This is a genomic window from Anoxybacter fermentans, assembly GCF_003991135.1.
Lineage (GTDB): Bacteria > Bacillota > Halanaerobiia > DY22613 > DY22613 > Anoxybacter > Anoxybacter fermentans.
Window position 1 is genome coordinate 68,699 of sequence record NZ_CP016379.1, and the last position, 18,579, is coordinate 87,277.

The 18,579-nt window shown below is 38.7% G+C and carries 18 protein-coding genes; 16 read left to right on the top strand and 2 right to left on the bottom strand.

The window, feature by feature from the left end:
* Positions 1-105: 105 nt before the first annotated feature.
* Complete coding sequence (locus BBF96_RS00270) at positions 106-855, top strand: hypothetical protein (RefSeq protein ID WP_127015306.1); 750 nt, start codon at positions 106-108, stop codon at positions 853-855.
* 270 nt (positions 856-1,125) lie between these two features.
* On the opposite strand, the gene BBF96_RS00275 is transcribed toward BBF96_RS00270, so the two are convergent.
* Positions 1,126-1,653, bottom strand: coding sequence for a gamma carbonic anhydrase family protein (locus BBF96_RS00275; RefSeq protein WP_127015307.1), 528 nt, complete (start codon positions 1,651-1,653; stop codon positions 1,126-1,128).
* Between the two features lie 171 nt (positions 1,654-1,824).
* Here BBF96_RS00275 and acpS point away from each other — a divergent pair, with 171 nt between their 5' ends.
* From acpS to BBF96_RS00335, 13 genes are all read left to right on the top strand, one after another.
* Positions 1,825-2,250, top strand: a complete 426-nt coding sequence (gene acpS, locus BBF96_RS00280; RefSeq protein WP_127018124.1) for a holo-ACP synthase — start codon at positions 1,825-1,827, stop codon at positions 2,248-2,250.
* Entirely contained in the window at positions 2,219-3,763 is a 1,545-nt protein-coding gene (locus BBF96_RS00285; protein WP_127015308.1) for an NAD(P)H-hydrate dehydratase, read from the top strand. The genes acpS and BBF96_RS00285 overlap by 32 nt, the downstream gene beginning before the upstream one ends.
* Positions 3,764-3,775: 12 nt before the next feature.
* Positions 3,776-4,909 carry an alanine racemase gene (gene alr / locus BBF96_RS00290; RefSeq protein ID WP_127015309.1) on the top strand — a complete coding sequence of 378 codons (1,134 nt, stop codon included), beginning with the start codon at positions 3,776-3,778 and terminating at the stop codon, positions 4,907-4,909.
* Between the two features lie 72 nt (positions 4,910-4,981).
* Positions 4,982-5,755, top strand: a complete 774-nt coding sequence (locus tag BBF96_RS00295; protein WP_127015310.1) for an alpha/beta hydrolase family protein — start codon at positions 4,982-4,984, stop codon at positions 5,753-5,755.
* 131 nt (positions 5,756-5,886) lie between these two features.
* Positions 5,887-8,070: an AAA domain-containing protein gene (locus tag BBF96_RS00300; protein ID WP_127015311.1), complete on the top strand. Its 2,184-nt coding sequence runs from the start codon at positions 5,887-5,889 to the stop codon at positions 8,068-8,070.
* Between the two features lie 122 nt (positions 8,071-8,192).
* On the top strand, positions 8,193-8,342 hold the full coding sequence (locus tag BBF96_RS16295; RefSeq protein WP_164730814.1) for a hypothetical protein: 150 nt from the start codon (positions 8,193-8,195) through the stop codon (positions 8,340-8,342).
* A gap of 219 nt (positions 8,343-8,561) precedes the next feature.
* The gene (locus BBF96_RS00305; RefSeq protein WP_127015312.1) at positions 8,562-8,837 is read left to right on the top strand and encodes a CopG family ribbon-helix-helix protein; all 276 of its coding nucleotides are present in this window, start codon (positions 8,562-8,564) and stop codon (positions 8,835-8,837) included.
* A 1-nt stretch (position 8,838) separates the two neighbouring features.
* On the top strand, positions 8,839-9,189 hold the full coding sequence (locus BBF96_RS00310; protein ID WP_127015313.1) for a type II toxin-antitoxin system PemK/MazF family toxin: 351 nt from the start codon (positions 8,839-8,841) through the stop codon (positions 9,187-9,189).
* Positions 9,190-9,311: 122 nt separating this feature from the next.
* Entirely contained in the window at positions 9,312-10,313 is a 1,002-nt protein-coding gene (locus tag BBF96_RS00315; RefSeq protein WP_127015314.1) for an asparaginase, read from the top strand.
* Positions 10,314-10,333: 20 nt separating this feature from the next.
* The gene (locus tag BBF96_RS00320) at positions 10,334-11,512 is read left to right on the top strand and encodes a M20 metallopeptidase family protein (RefSeq protein WP_127015315.1); all 1,179 of its coding nucleotides are present in this window, start codon (positions 10,334-10,336) and stop codon (positions 11,510-11,512) included.
* Positions 11,513-11,540: 28 nt separating this feature from the next.
* A complete protein-coding gene (locus BBF96_RS00325) occupies positions 11,541-13,898 on the top strand; it encodes a tetratricopeptide repeat protein (RefSeq protein WP_127015316.1) in 2,358 nt (785 codons plus the stop codon).
* Positions 13,899-13,965: 67 nt separating this feature from the next.
* Entirely contained in the window at positions 13,966-15,126 is a 1,161-nt protein-coding gene (locus BBF96_RS00330; RefSeq protein ID WP_127015317.1) for an amidohydrolase, read from the top strand.
* Between the two features lie 353 nt (positions 15,127-15,479).
* Complete coding sequence (locus BBF96_RS00335; RefSeq protein ID WP_127015318.1) at positions 15,480-16,955, top strand: phosphodiester glycosidase family protein; 1,476 nt, start codon at positions 15,480-15,482, stop codon at positions 16,953-16,955.
* 25 nt (positions 16,956-16,980) lie between these two features.
* On the opposite strand, the gene BBF96_RS00340 is transcribed toward BBF96_RS00335, so the two are convergent.
* Positions 16,981-17,232, bottom strand: coding sequence for a DUF2007 domain-containing protein (locus BBF96_RS00340; protein WP_164730815.1), 252 nt, complete (start codon positions 17,230-17,232; stop codon positions 16,981-16,983).
* Positions 17,233-17,403: 171 nt separating this feature from the next.
* On the opposite strand from BBF96_RS00340, the gene tsaE reads away from it, so the two are divergent.
* Positions 17,404-17,874, top strand: a complete 471-nt coding sequence (tsaE, locus tag BBF96_RS00345) for a tRNA (adenosine(37)-N6)-threonylcarbamoyltransferase complex ATPase subunit type 1 TsaE (protein ID WP_127015320.1) — start codon at positions 17,404-17,406, stop codon at positions 17,872-17,874.
* Positions 17,861-18,571, top strand: coding sequence for a tRNA (adenosine(37)-N6)-threonylcarbamoyltransferase complex dimerization subunit type 1 TsaB (gene tsaB, locus BBF96_RS00350; RefSeq protein ID WP_236777902.1), 711 nt, complete (start codon positions 17,861-17,863; stop codon positions 18,569-18,571). Before tsaE ends, tsaB begins: the two co-directional genes overlap by 14 nt.
* Positions 18,572-18,579: the final 8 nt, after the last annotated feature.

Genomic DNA, 18,579 nt, shown 5'->3' on the forward strand with positions numbered 1-18,579 from the left:
TTTTTATAAAAGGAATAGAGCTTTTTATTTTATTCTCACCTATGCAGGAAGTTTCCTATCGGTTGCCGAAATAATATAGATAACTGTTTTTAAGGAGGATTATGTATGATCAAAAAATATATTAACTTTTACATAGAATCCATTAAGCTGGCTTTTAAATATCCTCAATTTATCTTGTTTTTTCTTGTAAACAACTTGGTTTTATTTCTTAATTTTTTCAATCTCAGTGAGATCTGGTTTAATATTATCTTTCCTACAGCCACTGTTTTAAAATTGGGGGCAATGGGCGGAATCGGTTATGTAACTATCCGGCTTTTGCGGAGTGGTAAGGTACCGGAAAAAATATTTTTAAGAGGAGTTGTTCAATATTATTGGCTGATGTTGAAATATACTTTTTTACAGCTTTTTATCTGGACAATAACGGGTATTCTACCTCTATATTTCCTTAGAAAATACAGTGTTGTTCCGCCTTTTATCGATATTTCCTGGTATTGGGTTATGGAGTTTTTGTTTATTTTCCTTATTTACGAGGCGATCTTTTGGGAAGATAAAGGGATTAGTAGGGCTTATCGAATGAGAAATATATTTTTGCTGGATCGTTTTGAATGGCTTTTACCTGTATATTTAATTGTAAAATTGCCCTATTTTATAGTTAGATATCTGGCATTTTGGGGTTCTCATTGGTTATTTTCGGGGATTGGAATTTTGATTATCTATCTAGTTATAGCTTGCTTTGACTGGGTTCATAATATTTTCACCTTTAAAATATATGGAGCAGATCGGATTCAAGTAGCGATAAAAATGGAGGAAAGAATTAAGGCTTCAGTAAAAAGGATAAGAAAAAAGAAGAAATAAAAAGACCCTTTAACCATAAAGGTTAAGGGTTTTTTAAATTTATAATAATATATTGTAAAACTGCAAAGAGCTAATTTTGAGTGACATAGAAATTTTTCGTTAACCATCTTAGTGAGATCGAAGGAGAAATAAGGCCTCATCACAGGAGGTGATGAGCTAATCAGGGGTCAGGATGACCCCTTGATTAGTGTGCCTTATTTCGACTGAGATCGAACTTTAGATGGTTCGAAAAATTAGCTCTTTGCAGTTGATAAGATTGAGTGTATGAATTTATTCGTCTTCGTAAGGTTGAACCTGTTTACGGTAGGTTTGGGCTTTTTTAGCATATACTTCTGCTGAACGTTTAAGAGCAGCTAGTTCCTCGTCTTTAAGTTCGCGAACAACTTTACCTGGAGATCCTACCACTAGACTGCGGGGTGGAATTTCTTTTCCGGGGGGAATAAGTGTACCTGCACCAATCAGTGCCTGATCGCCGATTTTAGCTCCATCCAGGATAATGGCTCCCATACCGATAAGAGCATTATTTCCAATGGTACACCCGTGAAGGACGGCATTATGGCCGACGGTTACATCATCACCGATGATAAGGGGGTGTTCATCATCAACGTGAAGTGTACAGTTATCCTGAATGTTGGTCCGCTGTCCGATAGTAATTTTGGCCATATCCCCTCTAACTACTGCGTTAGGCCAGATACTGGACCCAGCACCAATCTCCACATCACCGATGACCTGAGCACCGGGAGCTATATAGACATCATCGGCCACTTTGGGAGAATACCCCTTATAGGAGAATTTCATGTTCATCACCTCTTATTTTATGTAGTCTCTGTATACTACTATTCTTGTCCAATTTTCTAATTCCTACTTAAATAAAAAGGATTTTAGAGTGGAGTACCGAAAGTGTATATCAAGAGTTATCCTTAAAGACAATATTAGTAAATAAATGGGACTTAGAAAGGGATGAGGTGTTTGATTAAAGGGATAGGGATCGATATAGTAGAAAATATCAGGTTTGAAAAACTATTGGAAAAAGAAGATCGTGCTTTCTTTAACCGGGTATTTACCGAAGGAGAACAGGAGTATTGTGAAAAATTTAAAACTATGCGACTCAAGGCTCAACATTATGCTGTCCGTTTTGCTGCTAAAGAAGCATTGGTTAAAGCTTTAGGAACCGGGTTTCGGCAGATCATTTTTCATGAAATGGAAGTAAAAAATGATTCTTTAGGTGCGCCTTTTTTTGAGGTGAGAGGAAGGGTTAAAGATTTGATTAATAAAAAGAAAATTAAAAAAATTCACTTAAGCCTTTCACATAGTGATCACTATTCTACTGCTATGGTTGTGTTGGAAGGAAAGGAGGATTATAATGCGAATAGTAACCGGAGAAGAGATGCGTAAATTAGACAGGATTACAATTGAAAAAGTAGGAATTCCCGGGGTTGTTTTAATGGAACAGGCGGGCTGTGGAGCAGCTCAGGAAATTTCTTCAAGAATAGGAGCCAGTGATTCGGTATTAATCATTGCTGGAAAAGGAAACAACGGTGGAGATGGATTTGTCATTCACCGCTGGTTATCCCATTGGGGATATAATTGCACAACACTACTTTTAACTTCCCGGGAGCAAATTAGTGGAGATGCGAGGATAAATTTGGAGATTTTATACCATTTAAATGAAGATGTAAGGGAAGTTAAAAATGAGGCTGAGTTACAAGAATTCTGGAACGGGATTGGGAAATATGATTTGATAGTGGATGCGATTCTGGGTACAGGACTTAAAGGAGAGGTGCGGGGATTAAGCCGTAGGGTTATCGAGATGATTAATGAATCTGAATTACCGGTGATGGCAGTAGATATTCCCTCGGGTTTAGATTCTGTACGGGGAGTACCCCTGGGTGTGGCAGTGGAAGCAGATTTTACGGTTACCTTTGGTTTGCCCAAGTTGGGTCTTTTGCTGTATCCAGGCAAATACTATACCGGTGATTTGGTAGTGCAGGATATTGGAATTCCTGACCGGGTTGTAAAAGAAGCAGGAATTTATCGTTTTTTGATGGATGATGAACTTTGTAGAAAAATGTTGCCTCTACGTTCCGAAGAAGGGCATAAAGGTACCTTCGGTCGGGTTCTGGTTTTAGCAGGTTCGGTGGGTATGACTGGAGCAGCTGCTCTTACAGGAGAGGCTGCTTTAAGAAGTGGAGCCGGACTGGTTACATTGGGGATTCCCAAAAGTTTAAACCCGATTATGGAGGTTAAGCTGACAGAAGTAATGACTTATCCTTTGCCCGAAGAAAATGGGCGTTTATCCCGCGAGGGGATACCTGAAATCCAGGAGTTGATGAAAAAAGTAGATGTGGTGGCAGTTGGCCCGGGCCTGGGCCAGAGTGAAGATCTGGTTAAGATCCTTGAGGTTATTTTAAAAGAATGTGATAAACCGTTGGTGATTGATGCAGATGGATTGAATAATCTTAAATCATTACTCCATCTATTGAAGGAACGGCAGAAAATGACTGTTCTTACTCCCCATCCTGGAGAGATGGCCCGTTTGACAGGGCTAAAATTATCAGAAATACAGACGGATCGGGTGGGAGTAGCAGAAAGATTTGCTAGAGAATATGGAGTGGTTTTAGTTTTAAAGGGAGTGTCGACGATTACAGCATTTCCTGATGGACAGATTTATCTCAACTCTACCGGGAATGAAGGAATGGGAACTGGCGGAAGTGGGGATGTGCTGACCGGAATTTTAAGTGGTTTTCTGGCTCAGCAAAAAGATGAAATTTCCATTCCTGCTGGGGTCTATGTACATGGTCTTGCTGGAGATATTGCGGCAGATAGAGGTAATTCCCGGAGTTTGATTGCAGGGGATTTGCTAAGGGGGCTGGCCCTTGCATTTCAAAAATTAGAAGTTAAAAGATAGGAGATGAAAAATATGAAAAAACCGCTACGCCCAGTATGGGCAGAGATAAATCTGGATAATTATACTCATAATATTAAAGTAATTAAAAAACGCTATCCTGAAACAAAAATCATGGCTGTTGTTAAAGCAGATGGTTATGGGCATGGTGCCATCCAGGTTGCAAAAGCGGCCCTTTTGGGTGGAGCTGAACGGTTGGCCGTTGCCATTGTGGATGAAGGAATTGAACTTAGAGAAGCAGGATTTAAAGTGCCCATTCAAATCCTGGGCGGGACAGCCGAATACCAATTAGAACAGGTGGTTGATTATGACCTGATACAGACAGTCTTTGACTTGGAGACTGCCCGTTCCCTCTCCCGGATTGCTCAAAAGAAAGGCAAAGAGGTTAAAGTGCATTTAAAAATAGATACAGGAATGGGAAGGATTGGGGTACAACCTGAAGAAGCGGGAGAGATGGCCGCTGCTATATTAGCTTTACCCAATCTTAAATTGGAAGGTTTGATGACCCATTTTGCTACAGCTGATGAAAAGGATAAAAGTTATACCTTAGAACAGTTGGAACGTTATCTGAAGGCACTTAAGGATATAGAATCCCGTGGGATTAAAATTGATATTAAACATGTAGCCAATAGTGCAACCATTATTGACCTGCCTGAGTTGAGATTTGATATGATCCGGCCTGGAATTATGGCTTACGGTCTCTGGCCTTCTGATGATGTGGATCATACAATTGATATCAGACCTGTTATGGAATGGAAAGCAAGGATTATTTATGTTAAAGAAGTACCTGCTGGGACAGGTATCAGTTATGGTAAAACTTTTGTTACAAAGAGAAAAACCAGAGTGGCAACACTACCCCTGGGTTATGCTGATGGTTATTCCCGCCATCTTTCTAATAAAGGGCAGGTATTGGTTAAAGGTAAGCGTGCACCTGTTATTGGTCGAGTTTGTATGGATCAAACTATGATTGATGTTACCGATATTGAAGGAGTTCAAGTAGGTGATGAGGTTGTTCTTCTGGGTAGACAGGGTAATGATTTTATCAGTGCAGAAGAGATGGCTTCCTGGATTGGTACAATTAACTATGAGGTTGTCTGTGCAGTAAGCAAACGGGTACCGAGATATTATATAGGGCAAGCTGTAGAATAATTACTAAAATCAATCTTTTTTCTCTATCCAGGTCGATATTTCCCGGGAAATGTTGAATAGAAAGGTGGGGTAATGTTGGTAGAACGTCCTGTAGTATTTGAGAATGAAGGTGAACAATTGATAGGGATTGTTCATGAGCCGGAAGGTATAGGTGTTAAGCCGGGGGTTATTCTTCTCCATGGCTTTGCTGGGAATCGGATAGAACCTCATCGGTTATTTGTGAAAATGGCCCGGAGTCTGGCAAAAACGGGTTTTTATGTTTTTCGTTTTGATTTTCGCGGTTCTGGAGATAGTCAGGGTGAATTTGTAGATATGACAATATCGGGTGAGATAAGTGATGCTCTGGCCGGATTGAACTGGTTTAAAGAAAATACCGGAGTTGATCCAGAAAGAATTGGCGTGCTGGGACTCAGTATGGGTGGGTGTGTAGCTGCCTATACGGCAGCCAGGGCAAATATTAAAGCTCTGGTACTCTGGTCTGCTGTGGCACTACCTTTACAGGTCTTTGAAAAAAACGCTCCCTATCAATTGATGATAAATCAGGCCAAAAAGCAGGGATATCTGGAATGGAATGGCTGGCGAATTGGTTTTCCATTTTTAGAAGAACTTCCATCTTTAAATCCGCTAGAGATGATTAAAGAGTACACTGGGCCAGGCCTCTGTATTCACGGTAGCGGAGATCAAGTGGTTCCGATAGAGCATAGCCATCTTTATTACCGCTATCTATCTTCCCCTGATAAAGAAGTATATATCATTGAAGAAGCCGATCATACTTTTAATAAATTTGAGTGGGAACAGGAAGTAATTCAAAAAACTGTAGCCTGGCTTGAAAATAAGCTGAAATAATACGGAATAGATTGTTCAAATTACCATGCCAACTTTGACTACCCCTGTTTTTTCTGATATACTTATATATGATACACCCATTTTTGATGGGTGTATTTTTGCAATTAGTTTTGGTAAGGGGTTGAATAATTATGATGGTAGATTTAATCGTGGAGGGATTACCGGATTTTGTTAGTCCTGGAGATATAGTAGGAGCAATTGCCAATGAAGTGAAGATTGATGGGTCGAAAATAGGTAAAATTCGAATTAATAAAAAAAGGGGAAGGGCTCTGGTTCAGATTGATGAAGAAGTTGTTAAAAATGTTTTAGAGGTAATGAATGGGCGACAAATTTATGGTGCGGAAATCAAAGTTAGAGTGAAAAATTACCATGAATTACAATTGGCACATATAAAAAAATACACTTCTAAATTCAAAAATCTTCTTTACCTGGAACGTCAAGAAGAATTAGTAAAATATCGCCAGGAAATGAGGCATTTAACCGGTGAAGAACGTCAGCAACTGGGACATGCTCTGCTTAATTTATGGGGACGTGCTGCTGCTTTCCCAAGTGGTGATTTTTATCAGGTAAGATTTATTCTTCAGGATGAGCAAGAACTGTTACCACCCCATAAATTTACTGTAGGGGATCTGGTGATAGTCAGTAAGGGTGAACCATTAGAAGCAGGAAATCCTCAGGGGAAAGTAGTTCAGATAGAACCGAATGCCATTACTGTTCAATTTAAAGGAGAACCGCCATATTTTGTTTACAGTCGGGGTTTAAGATTAGATCTTTATGCACATGATCAGGTCTTTCACCAGACTCTCAAAACATTAAGATATTTGAATTCTTTTAATAAAGTTAATAGCCGGCTGAAAGAAATTTTATTAGGTGAAGAAGAACCTGAGTGGAATGATGAGACAGTTGAGGTAAATTCTTCTTATTTGGATGAGGAACAAAAAGAAGCTCTTTATAAAGCATTGATTGCAAAAGATCTTTTAATTATTCAAGGAGGAGCAGGAACTGGTAAAACTACTGTTGCAGTTGAAATCCTGCTCCATCATCTTAGAAGAGGATATAAGGTTTTAGCTGTAGGTTCTTCTGTAAGTTCCAGGGATTGTCTTGCAGCTAAACTGATGGAGAAAGGTCTAAAAGTTCTTAAGTTAGATGATGTAGATTTAAAAAATGAACCTGAATATGATTCTATTTTTGAGCTTTTCAAATCTGTACAGGAATTGGTCAAACAGCGGGATAAATTGACCCATCCAGGAGGACATTGGGTTGAAGGATTAAGTTATGATGAAATTATCGAAAAAGCTAATAATGAAGGCTATTATTTGGGAATTCCCAGTTATCGTTTAAAAGAGATGGCAGAGTGGATTCAATTACAAAGAGAAATTGATGCAAAATTAAATGATATACGTCATTATCAAAATAAAATCTGGACACGGATGATAGAAGATCATGACCTTATCTGTGTTACCCACCATGAAGTAGCTCAATTAAAGCAGCGGTATGATGTGGTGGTAATTGATGATGCTCATATGATCAATGAACCGGAAACCTTATCTGCATATTTTAAAGGGAATAAAGTTATTCTTTTGGGTGATATAGCGCAGATTTCTCCACAGGTTATCAATGAAGAGGCTAAATTGGGGGGATTAGATCAATCTCTTTTTGCCAGATTCTATAAAGAACTGGATAATGAGTGGATATGTACATTAAAGACCCAGCATCGTTTTAATTTTTCTCTCTGGAATTCTCTTCGTAATCTCTGTCCGGTTGGAGAAAAACTGGGAAATAATGAAGAGGTAATGCCGTTAAAGTTAAATCCCTGGCGGATGGGGCCAACTTCTAAAGTATTGGAAGACTCTGCAACTCTGGTCTTTCTGGATACTTCCCAGATTAGTATTAAAGAGGAAGAAATGGATGATGAGTATATTAATTATCTGGAGGCAGATTTAATTCGTGAAATTCTCCAGACTGGTGTTGATCTTGATTCTATGATAGAAAGAATTGGAGTTTTGACTTTTTACTCGGCTCAGGTTCAGCAGATAAAAAAGAGTTTGAAGGCAAATGGAGTTGAGTTTAAAACAATTTGTACTATTGATGAGTTTTGCGGGAAAGAAAAGGATCTAATGATTATCTCACTGGTGCATAGCAATTATAACGGTGACATGGGTAAGGCAGAATCTATTCCTCATTTGATTACAGCAATAACAAGGGCCAGAAAGAAATGTATTCTTATTGGTAATTTTAAAACTTTGAGTACTCATCCGTTTTATCAAAAAATGCTTAAAGAGATTGAACGTTGGGGTAGAGTATATAAACTATAAAATAACCATTAATTACTATTTGATTTTTCTCTGGTATAGGCAGGAAATACTCAAGGTATAGAGAATTTTATAATATGATTTGATTAATTTTTTCGGGAACAAGATATAATGAGGTGAAATCTATGTTTATAAAAAAAAGGAGAAAAAGATATAGAAATAAATATACGCCCCAGTATAAGGAGAAGTTGAAACGCGAATTACAGATTGGATATATTGAGATGGGTGAACTTAATTTAAAATTAGCTGAAGAGGGAATGAAGTTGGAAGAATGAGGCGAGAAATCGTCTCTTTTTTTAACTTTTGACACTAACTTAAATATGAATGCATATAATATTAGTTGATGAAGAAACTATTTAGTAAGAATAAATTAGTCTGGTTGATTATGGAATATATGCTCTCAGGATAATATTGACATTCATATGACCTGAAGTATATAATATAAATATAGATAAAGAGTAAGAATTTTACTTTTGTTGTGGGGGTGGTTTTTTTTGGGTAACTTAAAACGTGTTATGATTAGCTTGCCGAGCAGCCTTCTTAAAGAAGTGGATGGAATTGTAAAAAAAGAACATGGAAATCGGAGTCAATTTATACGGGAAGCTATGCAAATGTATATAGCAGAACGTCAAAAAAAGGAACTTCGTGAAAAAATGAAACAGGGATATATAGAGATGGGTCAGATTAATCTGGAATTGGCCAACGCTGGTTTTTCTGTTGATTGTGGAATGATGCTAGCATATGAGGAAAATCTTGCGGAGTGTGAGTAATGTGTCTATAAAACGTGGTGATGTATATTATGCTGATTTGAATCCGGTTGTAGGGTCTGAGCAGGGTGGTGTACGGCCAGTTCTGGTTATTCAAAATGATATTGGTAATAAATATAGCCCAACTGTAATAGTTGCTGCTATTACTTCTAAAATTGATAAAGCTAAATTACCAACACATGTTGAGATAAAAGCTGAGCAAAGTAATCTTGAGAAGGATTCTGTAATTTTATTAGAACAGATCCGGACTATCGATAAGCGTAGATTACAGCGGCAGGTGACTCATCTAGATCCGGAGATTATTGAGCGGGTAAATGAAGCTTTAGAAATTAGTCTCGGGCTAATTGAACTTTAAGATGGACAGACGCTCCTTGGGTGGAGGGTCTTTTTCTTTTAGCATTGAAGGAAATTGGCTATGAGGATGAGAATATTATAAAGGTGGTTTTGATATTCACTTTAAGGGGAGGTTATATCTAAATGGGTAAAGAATTAGTACATGTTTATAGGGGGCAGTATGTGGAAAGTATTCACTATGGATCAGTGGTTGTGGTAAATGCTGAGGGAGAGTTAATCAAATCAGCAGGAGATCCAGATTTTAAAACTTTTATCCGTTCTGCTGCTAAACCGATTCAGGCGTTACCAGTAGTCTATTCAGGTGCAATGGAAAAATATAATTTGACTCCGCGGGAATTAGCGGTTATGTGTGCTTCTCACAGCGGTGAAGAGATTCATATAGAGACGGTGCGGAGCATCTTAAAAAAGATTAATGTACCTGAAGAAAAATTACTTTGCGGAGTTCATCCTCCATATCATAAACCCAGTGCAGAGGCATTGATCAAAGCAGGTATTGAACCTACTTCTATTTATTGTAACTGTAGCGGCAAACACGCAGCTATGTTAACTTTATGTATGTATTTTGGCTGGGATATAGATGGATATATTGAGTTAAAACATCCATTACAGCAGATGATGTTGGAAGTTGTAAGTGATGTTACAGATGTACCAAAAGATGAATTCTGGTTAGGGGTTGACGGTTGTGGTGTTCCTGTTTTCGGAATGCCCCTTAAGAATATGGCCTTGGGATTTGCAAGGCTCTCCAAACCCGAATACCTAAAAGAGAAATATCGGAATGCAGCCCGGATCATTACAGAAGCCATGTACACCAATCCTATGCTTGTAGCTGGAACGGATAGGTTCTGTACAGATTTAATGAGGGTAATGAAAGGGAAAGTGGTTGCAAAGGCCGGTGCTGAAGCTGTTTATTGTGTAGGATTTATGGATAAAGGAATTGGACTAGCAGTAAAAATTGATGATGGTGGTAGAAGAGGTCGGGAAGTTGTGGTATTGAAGGCAATGGAAGATCTAGGTCTAATCAGTAAAGAAGAACTGGCCCAATTAAGAAAATACCGCCATCCGGTGATTAAAAATCATCATAATAAGGTAGTAGGTGAATTAAAACCAGTATTTACTCTTAAGTAAAGATAAAGGGGGAAATAAAATTGAAAAATCTAGAGAAGAAAATAGAAGAGTTAGCAGCAGCTATTGAAAAAGAGCTGATTGCTCTTCGGAGAGATTTTCATCAAAATCCTGAGCTGGGATTTGAGGAGATTGAAACCAGTAGAAAAGTTGCTGCTTATTTAGAAAAATTAGGAATTGAAATTAAAACCGGTGTTGGGCGAACCGGAGTTGTGGGAATTTTACAGGGTGATAGTCCAGGACCAGTAATTGCCTTTCGAGCAGATATGGACGCTTTACCGGTAACGGAAAAGACGGGTGTAGAATATGCTTCCAAAATCCCAGGTAAAATGCATGCATGTGGGCATGATGGACATACCGCTATACTTCTAGCTACTGCCAGGGTATTGAGTCAGCTTAAATCTGAGTTAAAGGGAACTGTCAAATTTATCTTTCAGCCCGCAGAAGAAGGACCAGGTGGAGCATTACCGATGATAGAAGATGGGGTTTTAACCGACCCTGATGTGGATGCTATTTTCGGTCTTCATCTCTGGCCAGGCTTTAAAGTAGGAGAGATTGGGGTAGGTTATGGAGCAATAATGGCTGCACCTGATCAGTTTACATTAAAGATTAGAGGAAGAGGAGGACACGGTTCGGCTCCCCATGAAGCGGTTGATGCCATTACAGTTGCCGCTCAGGTGATCAATGGGTTACAGCATATTATAAGTCGTCAGATTGCTCCAACTCAACCGGTTGTAGTAACTATTGGCACAATTAAAGGCGGATATCGACATAATATTATTGCAGATGAAGTGGAGATGACGGGAACTGTCCGAACCTTAAGTCCAGCGGTTAGAGATGAAGTTCCGGAGCGAATGGAAGAGATTATTAAAGGAATTACTTCTGGTTTTGGAGCAGATTATGAATTGGAATATACTAAATTATATCCACCTGTAATAAATGATCAAAAGATGGTAGATCTGGTAAAGGAGGTAGCCAATAAAGTATTAGGCCCTGATGGGGTTAAGATTATAAAGGAGCCTTCTATGGGCGGTGAGGATTTTTCCTTTTATCTTGAGAAGGTTTCGGGGGCTTTTTTCAGATTGGGATGTAGCAGCGGTCCTGAAACCAGTTATCCGCTCCATCATCCTAAGTTTAACATTGACGAGAAGGCTTTGCTTTATGGGGTAAAACTATTCTGCAATCTGGCCTTTTCTTTTTAATCTAAACGGTTTTGGGGAGGGGAATATTGTGAAAAAAAAATGCCTCCTTTGCTGTTTTTTTCTCCTTATCTTTGCTATTAATTCCATGGCAGCTGATGATGCAGAAATTTATTTAAAGAATGCTTTACAACAATTGCATTTAGCGGAAAATTTTCAAGGTGAGATTATAACCAGAGTTTATCTTAATGATAAAGTTTTTGACTATCGAACCGGGATTATAAAAGATGGCGGACGGGCTGATGTTAATAAGATGCACACATTTTGGCAGTTAAAAGGGACAGAAAGAGGACGAAAAATCAGGGCTATTCCCTGGTTTTATCTACCACCGGATTTTTCCCTTGTTCAACATGCCCTGCCCACTAAGCCTATCTCTACAGTAAGTGAGCCATTACAACGGATTGAAGATGATTATGAGATAAAAATTTTAGAGAAAAAGGATAGTCAAGCAATTTTTGAATTGGATAATGGATATGTGATTCAGAAAGTTACTTTTGATTTGAATAGAAATATTATTACCCAAATTCAGGTCTTCAATGCTTCAAAAAGAATAATGGCTACTATTGAATATGTTAATTGGAAAGAGTATTATTCAGGTGTATTATTACCGGAAAGAATTAAAGTTTTTGGGGAAGAAGGCCAACTGATGATGGAGCTAGTTTATCTTAACTGGAAGGTAAACCAGGGTGTAGATAGGTTTGCCAATATTTTGCCTGCTAAATGGAATGAAGCTGTGGAAGAACTGAAAGCGAAAATTTTAGAAAAACCGGACCGTGATGAATACCACTATCAGTTGGCAAAATTATATGAAGAACAGAAGTTCTGGAGTAATGCGTTAGAAGAGCTGGATAAAGCTTTAGCTTTAAATCCGAAATTGGAATATCGAGAAGCTATGGCCAGGGTTTATGAAAAGCTGGGTCAATATCAGGAAGCTATTAATGAGATGCTTATTGTGCTTGAGAAAAAAGAGACCGGTGCCGGTTATTACTTCCTGGGCAATCTATATACCCATATTGATAATCCATTGTTAGCCCGCCAGGCATATGAACAGGCGGTTGAATTGGATAGTGAAAATCTTATCTATTGGGAGCGATTATTCTGGAATTATCGGAATAGTAGTCTGGATGATGAAAGGATGATGAAAAAAGCAATCTGGGCCGGGGAAAAACTGGTCAAGTTAGATCCCGAACGTTTTCAATACCGGATTTATTTGGGTGACTTATATCTGGATAGTGGTGAATTTGATAAGGCTTTCCTGCAGTATGAAAAAGCCCGGGAACTTAAACCGGAAAAAAGTTTGCCTTTGATTAAATTGGCCCAGTACTATGAAAAAGTAGGACAAATAGAGTTGGCTCAGGATATTTTAAAAGATGCAGTCAAAGTAGAAGAACACTGGTGGAACTATTTGCAGTTGGGCGATTTTTATCTACGTCAGGCACAGATTGAAGATGCACTGGCTTCTTATCAGCTGTCGTTACAGTTAAATCCCCATAATACGGATCTGGCTATTAAACTGGGTAGAGTTCTCTGGCAGTTAGGACGGGAAAAAGATGCTAAAAAGTATTGGTATCAAGCTCTACAGTATGAAGAAGCCAATATCTATACATATATTAAAGTTGGAGAAATTCTTTTAGAGTATAATCTGACAAAAGAGGCAGAAGAAGTCTTTATGAAGGCTATTAAACGTTTTCAATTATTTGATACCCGGGGTAGCGAATCTGGACTTTCAAAGGCTTACGAAAAGATTGGGCTTATGTATCTTGAAAAAGACCCGGCATATGCTATCAGTTCTTTTGAAAAGTCATATGCTTATTGGCCCGGAAGTATTGCGGCTCAATACCTGGGTTTACGGGAATTAAAACGGGGAAATCTGGATCTTGCAATCAAATATTGGAGTGAAGCAAATTTACTGGATGGTGACAATATCAAACCGTATATTTATCTGACGGTGGTTAAAGGCTTAAGAGGTGAAGTAGTGGGAACTGAGAATCAGGAGTTAAGCTCAATATATAAGTTTTTAAGTTTAGAAGAAAGAGAGTTATTGAGCAAATTTTTTGGGTATTTTTCAACAGTACGTGCTCTGAGAAATGAAGCAGAAAATACTCACAAAGAAGCAGATGATGCTTTCCGTAACGGAATGCATGATTTTTTACGTGGAAATTTACTTGATGCAGTGGTAGAGTTTAAACGTGCAGTTGAAATAGATAAACAGTTTAAAAAAGGGCATTTTTTCCTGGGAATTGTTTTATCTCTTCTAAATCGGCCGGATGAAGCAGAGAAACATTTTAAGATTATCCAGAATTATTATGCTGGTAGTAATGCTGCCCGGGCTTCGGGGGAACTGAATCAGATTGTTCAAAAACTTTTCTGGAAAGTTAAAATTTTATAAAGAAATAGAGGATTTTTCTTTCGCATATCGAAATAATATATAAAATCTGAGTAGGAGGTAGGAATAGATGAAAGCCATAGTGAACGGAAAAGTTTATACAATGGCAGGAGCAGTGTTGGACCAGGGTACTATCCTGATAAAGGATGGAAAAATTACAGCAGTAGGTGAAAATATTGATATCCCGTCTGACGCTGAAATTATTGATGCCAAAGGTAAAATTGTTACCCCCGGATTTATTGATGCTCATACCCATTTAGGGATTGGAGAAGAGGGGATCCGTTGGGAAGGTGCTGATTATAATGAAATTTCCAATCCGGTAACTCCTCATTTGCGGGCTATTGATGCTATTAATCCTGAAGATGAGGGCTTTAAAGATGCAGTCAAAGGTGGAATAACAACAGTTATGACTGGCCCTGGTAGTGCTAATGTTATAGGTGGAGAAAATCTGGTTATGAAAACCTATGGTCGAACTGTAGATGAGATGGTTCTCCGCAATCCTGCGGGGTTAAAAGGTGCTTTTGGTGAAAATCCCAAACGGGTTTATGGAACCAGAATGGTACCTCAGTCTCCAGTAACCCGGATGGCAACAGCTGCACTGATGCGGAAAGCTCTGGTTGATGCCCAAAATTACTTAAATAAATTGGAGCAGGCTGAAAAAGAGGGTAAAAAACCTGAGAGAGACCTGGAGAAAGAAAATCTGGTCCGTCTTCTAAAAAAAGAAATTCCTCTCCGTGCCCATGCCCATCGTGCAGATGATATTTTAACAATTTTGCGGATTGCAAAAGAGTTCGATATTGAAGTTACTTTAGAGCACTGTACTGAAGGACATAAGATTGCGGATATCATTGCTGAAGCGGGTGTACCTGCAATTGTTGGTCCATCCTTGACCTCAAGGGCCAAATATGAATTAAAGGATCGGACCTTTGAAACTCCCGGTATTCTGGCTAAAGCTGGTGTAAAAGTGGCTTTGATGACTGACCATCCTGTAATTCCTGTGCATTATCTGCCTATTTGTGCAGGATTAGCAGTTCGTCATGGTATGCCAGAAATGGAAGCTTTAAAAGCTATCACTATCAATGCTGCTGAAATTCTGGGTGTAGCTGATAGGGTAGGTAGTATAGAGGTTGGTAAAGATGCGGATATTGTCATTTTTGACGGGCATCCATTAGAGACCATGACTAAAGTTGTGAAGGTATTTATTAATGGCGAAGAGGTATATAGTGGTTAAGATGCAAAAACCCTAACTGTTAAAGAATGGCAGTTGGGGTTTTTTAGTTTATTTGTATTCTTTTTTTAAATGATCAAACTGCAAAAAGCTAATTTTGAGCGAAATAGAAATTTTTCACTAAATCATCTTAGTGAGATTTTCGACGAAATAAGGCCTCATCACAGAAGGTGATGAGCTAATCAAGGGCCGGGAGGGCCTATTGATTAGGAAGCCTTATTTCGGCGGAAATCGAGCTTTAGATGATTCGAAAAATTTCTCAAGAAGTGAAAAATTAGCTTTTTGCAGTTTAACTATTATATGTGATAAAATATAATTAAGTAGTTTATTCGATTAAATTGGGGTGATTTAAGAGTATGTTAAACCGCTGGGTATATATTACAGGGTTTTTGATGATAATTTTTTTGTTTTTTTCAGTGCCAGCTTTTGCAGATACAGTAGAAGAAGAGATAAAAGCTTTTCTTAAGACTGTAGAAATTACTCCTAAAAGAGATGTAGTTGAGATTCAGCTGGTTTTTGACAGGAATATTGAGTTTAGTGATTTTACCATTAACAATCCACCACGGTTTGTGATCGATATTAAGGATGGGCGTTATAGTCACTGGTATAGGCAGTTTACACAAAAAGATCCTCTGTTAAAAGAGTTGAGAATTTTCCATAACCGGAATGGGTTGCGAATTGTTGCAGAATTGAAGTATATAGGACCCTGGTATGGGATTTTCTGGGATGAAAAGAGCAAAACTTTAAAAATGACTATCCACCGTCTTTTTATGAAAAAAAAGTACACACTTTTGGCTCCCGGGATTAAATATTTTCAAATAAGAAAAGGACTTTTTGATGGCCCGGTGATGATTCAGGCCCTGGAAGTTGAAGTGGCACCTTTTGTTGAGGGAAGAAAGGTTTTAGAAGAAATTGGAGCTATTGTTCCTGGCCCGAAAATAACACTGAAAACTGCCTTTAAAAAAGGCGGTTTAAGGGGATTTATGAAAGTAAGTGACCTTGTAAAACAGGAGCAGGCATTTGCTGGAATCAATGGAGGGTACTTTGCTCCTGACGGCCACCCTTTGGGTTTGTTAATCAAAGACGGAAAGCTGGTAAGTGCTCCTATTTATAATAGAACAGCCTGGGGGATAGATAAAGATGGGCGAATGTTGATGGATAGGGTTTCATTTAAAGCTGAGGTGATAATTAAAGGGGAAAATTATGAACTTTCAGGCTTTAATAGGTCCAGATATTCCGATGAATTGGTTCTTTACTCATCGACCTATGGTTTAACTACTGGTACCAACCAGTGGGGGATTGAAGCTGTAATTAAAAATGGACAGGTAACGGCCATCAATCGGGGTAACAGTGTTATTCCTGCCGATGGATGGGTTCTTTCAGCCCATGGTATTTATAAACCTTTGTTGGAAAAACTGAAGGTCGGGGATAAGGTTGAAATAAACCTTAAATTAAGTCCCGATTGGCTTAAGGAAGGTATTGTGGAAGCTATAGGTGGAGGACCCAGATTGGTAGAGGATGGTATAGTTAAAATTAGCGGTAAAGAAGAGAAGTTTCTGCCCGATATCCTTAAAGGAAGGGCACCGCGTACCGCTATTGGTATTACTCCCGAAAACAATCTGCTAATGGTGGTAGTCGATGGCCGTTCAGAATATAGTATTGGTATGACTTTGAGGGAATTGGCCGAACTTATGATTTCAATAGGAGCCAGTCAGGCTATGAATCTGGATGGTGGTAAATCTTCCACAATGGTAATTAGAGGTAGAGTTTTTAACTTACCTTCCAGTGGAGAGATTCCTGTGCACAATAGTTTAATCATTAAGCTGGACTAAAGAGATTTTTTATAGTTGTTATGAGTTAACATTTATTTCTAGCATTCTGGTACTGTATCAATTTTTCAGTATAGCGTTGGCCTTCCTCAAGTTGAGCTGCTGGAATGAAAACCCTGATTAGTTCATTTTTGTCATGAAGATAATCGTGAAGTAAGGTAGATGGAGGAGCACAGATGCTTACAGCTATTCCTTTACTTTCTAAAAGAGAACGGAGCAGGTTGACCTCAAAAAAGGAATCAGATGTATAGATACAGATCCATTTTTGATTACTTTCCATATATATCATCTCTTTTCTAATATTTCTAATAAAGATATTATTCGACATATAATAGAAATATCCTTCCTCTATAAAGGCATTTTATTGACGAAGCTGGTAAAATATATTATAATCTGATTAGTCATAACTGGAAAAACTAAGATATAGGCTTTCAGATTGGAGGCAAAGGTTATGTTTTTGTATACCACTAATTCTCCTGAAGAAACGGTTGACTTTGGTAAAAAACTGGGCAAACTTATTGAACCCGGAATGGTAATTTTGCTTATAGGTGATTTGGGGGCTGGCAAGACCTGTTTAGCAGGGGGGATTTTAAAGGCCCTGGGTGTAGAGGATTATGTAACAAGTCCCACCTATACTCTGGTTAATGAATATTGGGGAAGTTTGCCTGTTGCTCATTTTGATCTTTATCGCCTGGATGAACCTGATCAGCTTTTTGATATTGGCTTTGAGGAATATCTGGACGGTGAACGGGTAGTATTAATAGAATGGCCGGAAAGGGCCAATGGATATCTTCCTCCTACTCATTTAAAGGTTGAGCTCACCGGCGAAGGAGAGCGGAGAAATATTAGTCTGGTTCCTGTTGGTGCGAAATATAGAGACTTATGTGAGAGGATGAAGGACTTTGTTGGTGCTGGGGATTGATACATCTACCAAAGTAGGCGGACTGGGATTGTATGACAGTGAGAAAGGTTTAATTGGTGAGAATAATCTTACCTTAGAACGAACCCATTCTGAAAGGTTAATGCCGATGTTGGAGATGCTGCTTAAAGCAGCCGATTTAACAGTCCAGGATCTGGATGGTTTTGCCGTGACTCTGGGCCCCGGTTCATTTACCGGAATCAGGATTGGGGTGACAACAGCCAAAACCCTGGCTCAGATAACGGAAAAACCGATTGTTGGGGTATCGACACTGGAAGTTACGGCTTTTAATCTGGTAATGACTCCCGGATTAATCTGTCCTATTTTTGATGCCCGGAATCGCCGGGTTTATACTGCCAGATTCTACGGGAATCAGGGTGGGTTGGAACGTATAACTGAAGATGCAAGCTGTACTATTGATCAGTTGGTAGATGAGTTAAAAGATGAAAAAGGCCCAATTTATTTTGTTGGAGATGCAGTCTCATTATATAAAGATATGTTACGGTCTGAACTAAGAGAGAGAGTTCTTTTTCCACCTTATTCTCTCCAATTGCCAAGAGGAGGAACAGTTGCTGAATTGGGGTATCAGGCACTGAACAGAGGTAAAAAGGACGATTTATTTGCACTGACACCCAATTATTTAAAACCATCTCAGGCTGAGATAAACTGGCAGAAAAAATATGGGAAGCAGGTGAAGTAGTTGATAAT

Bases quoted from the DNA above. Each gene is read 5' to 3' on its own strand.
- alr (WP_127015309.1), top strand. From the start codon at position 3,776: ATGAAAAAACCGCTACGCCCAGTATGGGCAGAGATAAATCTGGATAAT.
- BBF96_RS00330 (WP_127015317.1), top strand. From the start codon at position 13,966: ATGAAAGCCATAGTGAACGGAAAAGTTTATACAATGGCAGGAGCAGTG.
- BBF96_RS00275 (WP_127015307.1), bottom strand. From the start codon at position 1,653: ATGAAATTCTCCTATAAGGGGTATTCTCCCAAAGTGGCCGATGATGTC.
- BBF96_RS00315 (WP_127015314.1), top strand. From the start codon at position 9,312: ATGGGTAAAGAATTAGTACATGTTTATAGGGGGCAGTATGTGGAAAGT.
- BBF96_RS00300 (WP_127015311.1), top strand. From the start codon at position 5,887: ATGATGGTAGATTTAATCGTGGAGGGATTACCGGATTTTGTTAGTCCT.
- BBF96_RS00340 (WP_164730815.1), bottom strand. From the start codon at position 17,232: ATGGAAAGTAATCAAAAATGGATCTGTATCTATACATCTGATTCCTTT.
- BBF96_RS16295 (WP_164730814.1), top strand. From the start codon at position 8,193: ATGTTTATAAAAAAAAGGAGAAAAAGATATAGAAATAAATATACGCCC.
- tsaE (WP_127015320.1), top strand. From the start codon at position 17,404: ATGTTTTTGTATACCACTAATTCTCCTGAAGAAACGGTTGACTTTGGT.
- BBF96_RS00335 (WP_127015318.1), top strand. From the start codon at position 15,480: ATGTTAAACCGCTGGGTATATATTACAGGGTTTTTGATGATAATTTTT.
- BBF96_RS00285 (WP_127015308.1), top strand. From the start codon at position 2,219: ATGCGAATAGTAACCGGAGAAGAGATGCGTAAATTAGACAGGATTACA.
- BBF96_RS00270 (WP_127015306.1), top strand. From the start codon at position 106: ATGATCAAAAAATATATTAACTTTTACATAGAATCCATTAAGCTGGCT.
- BBF96_RS00295 (WP_127015310.1), top strand. From the start codon at position 4,982: ATGTTGGTAGAACGTCCTGTAGTATTTGAGAATGAAGGTGAACAATTG.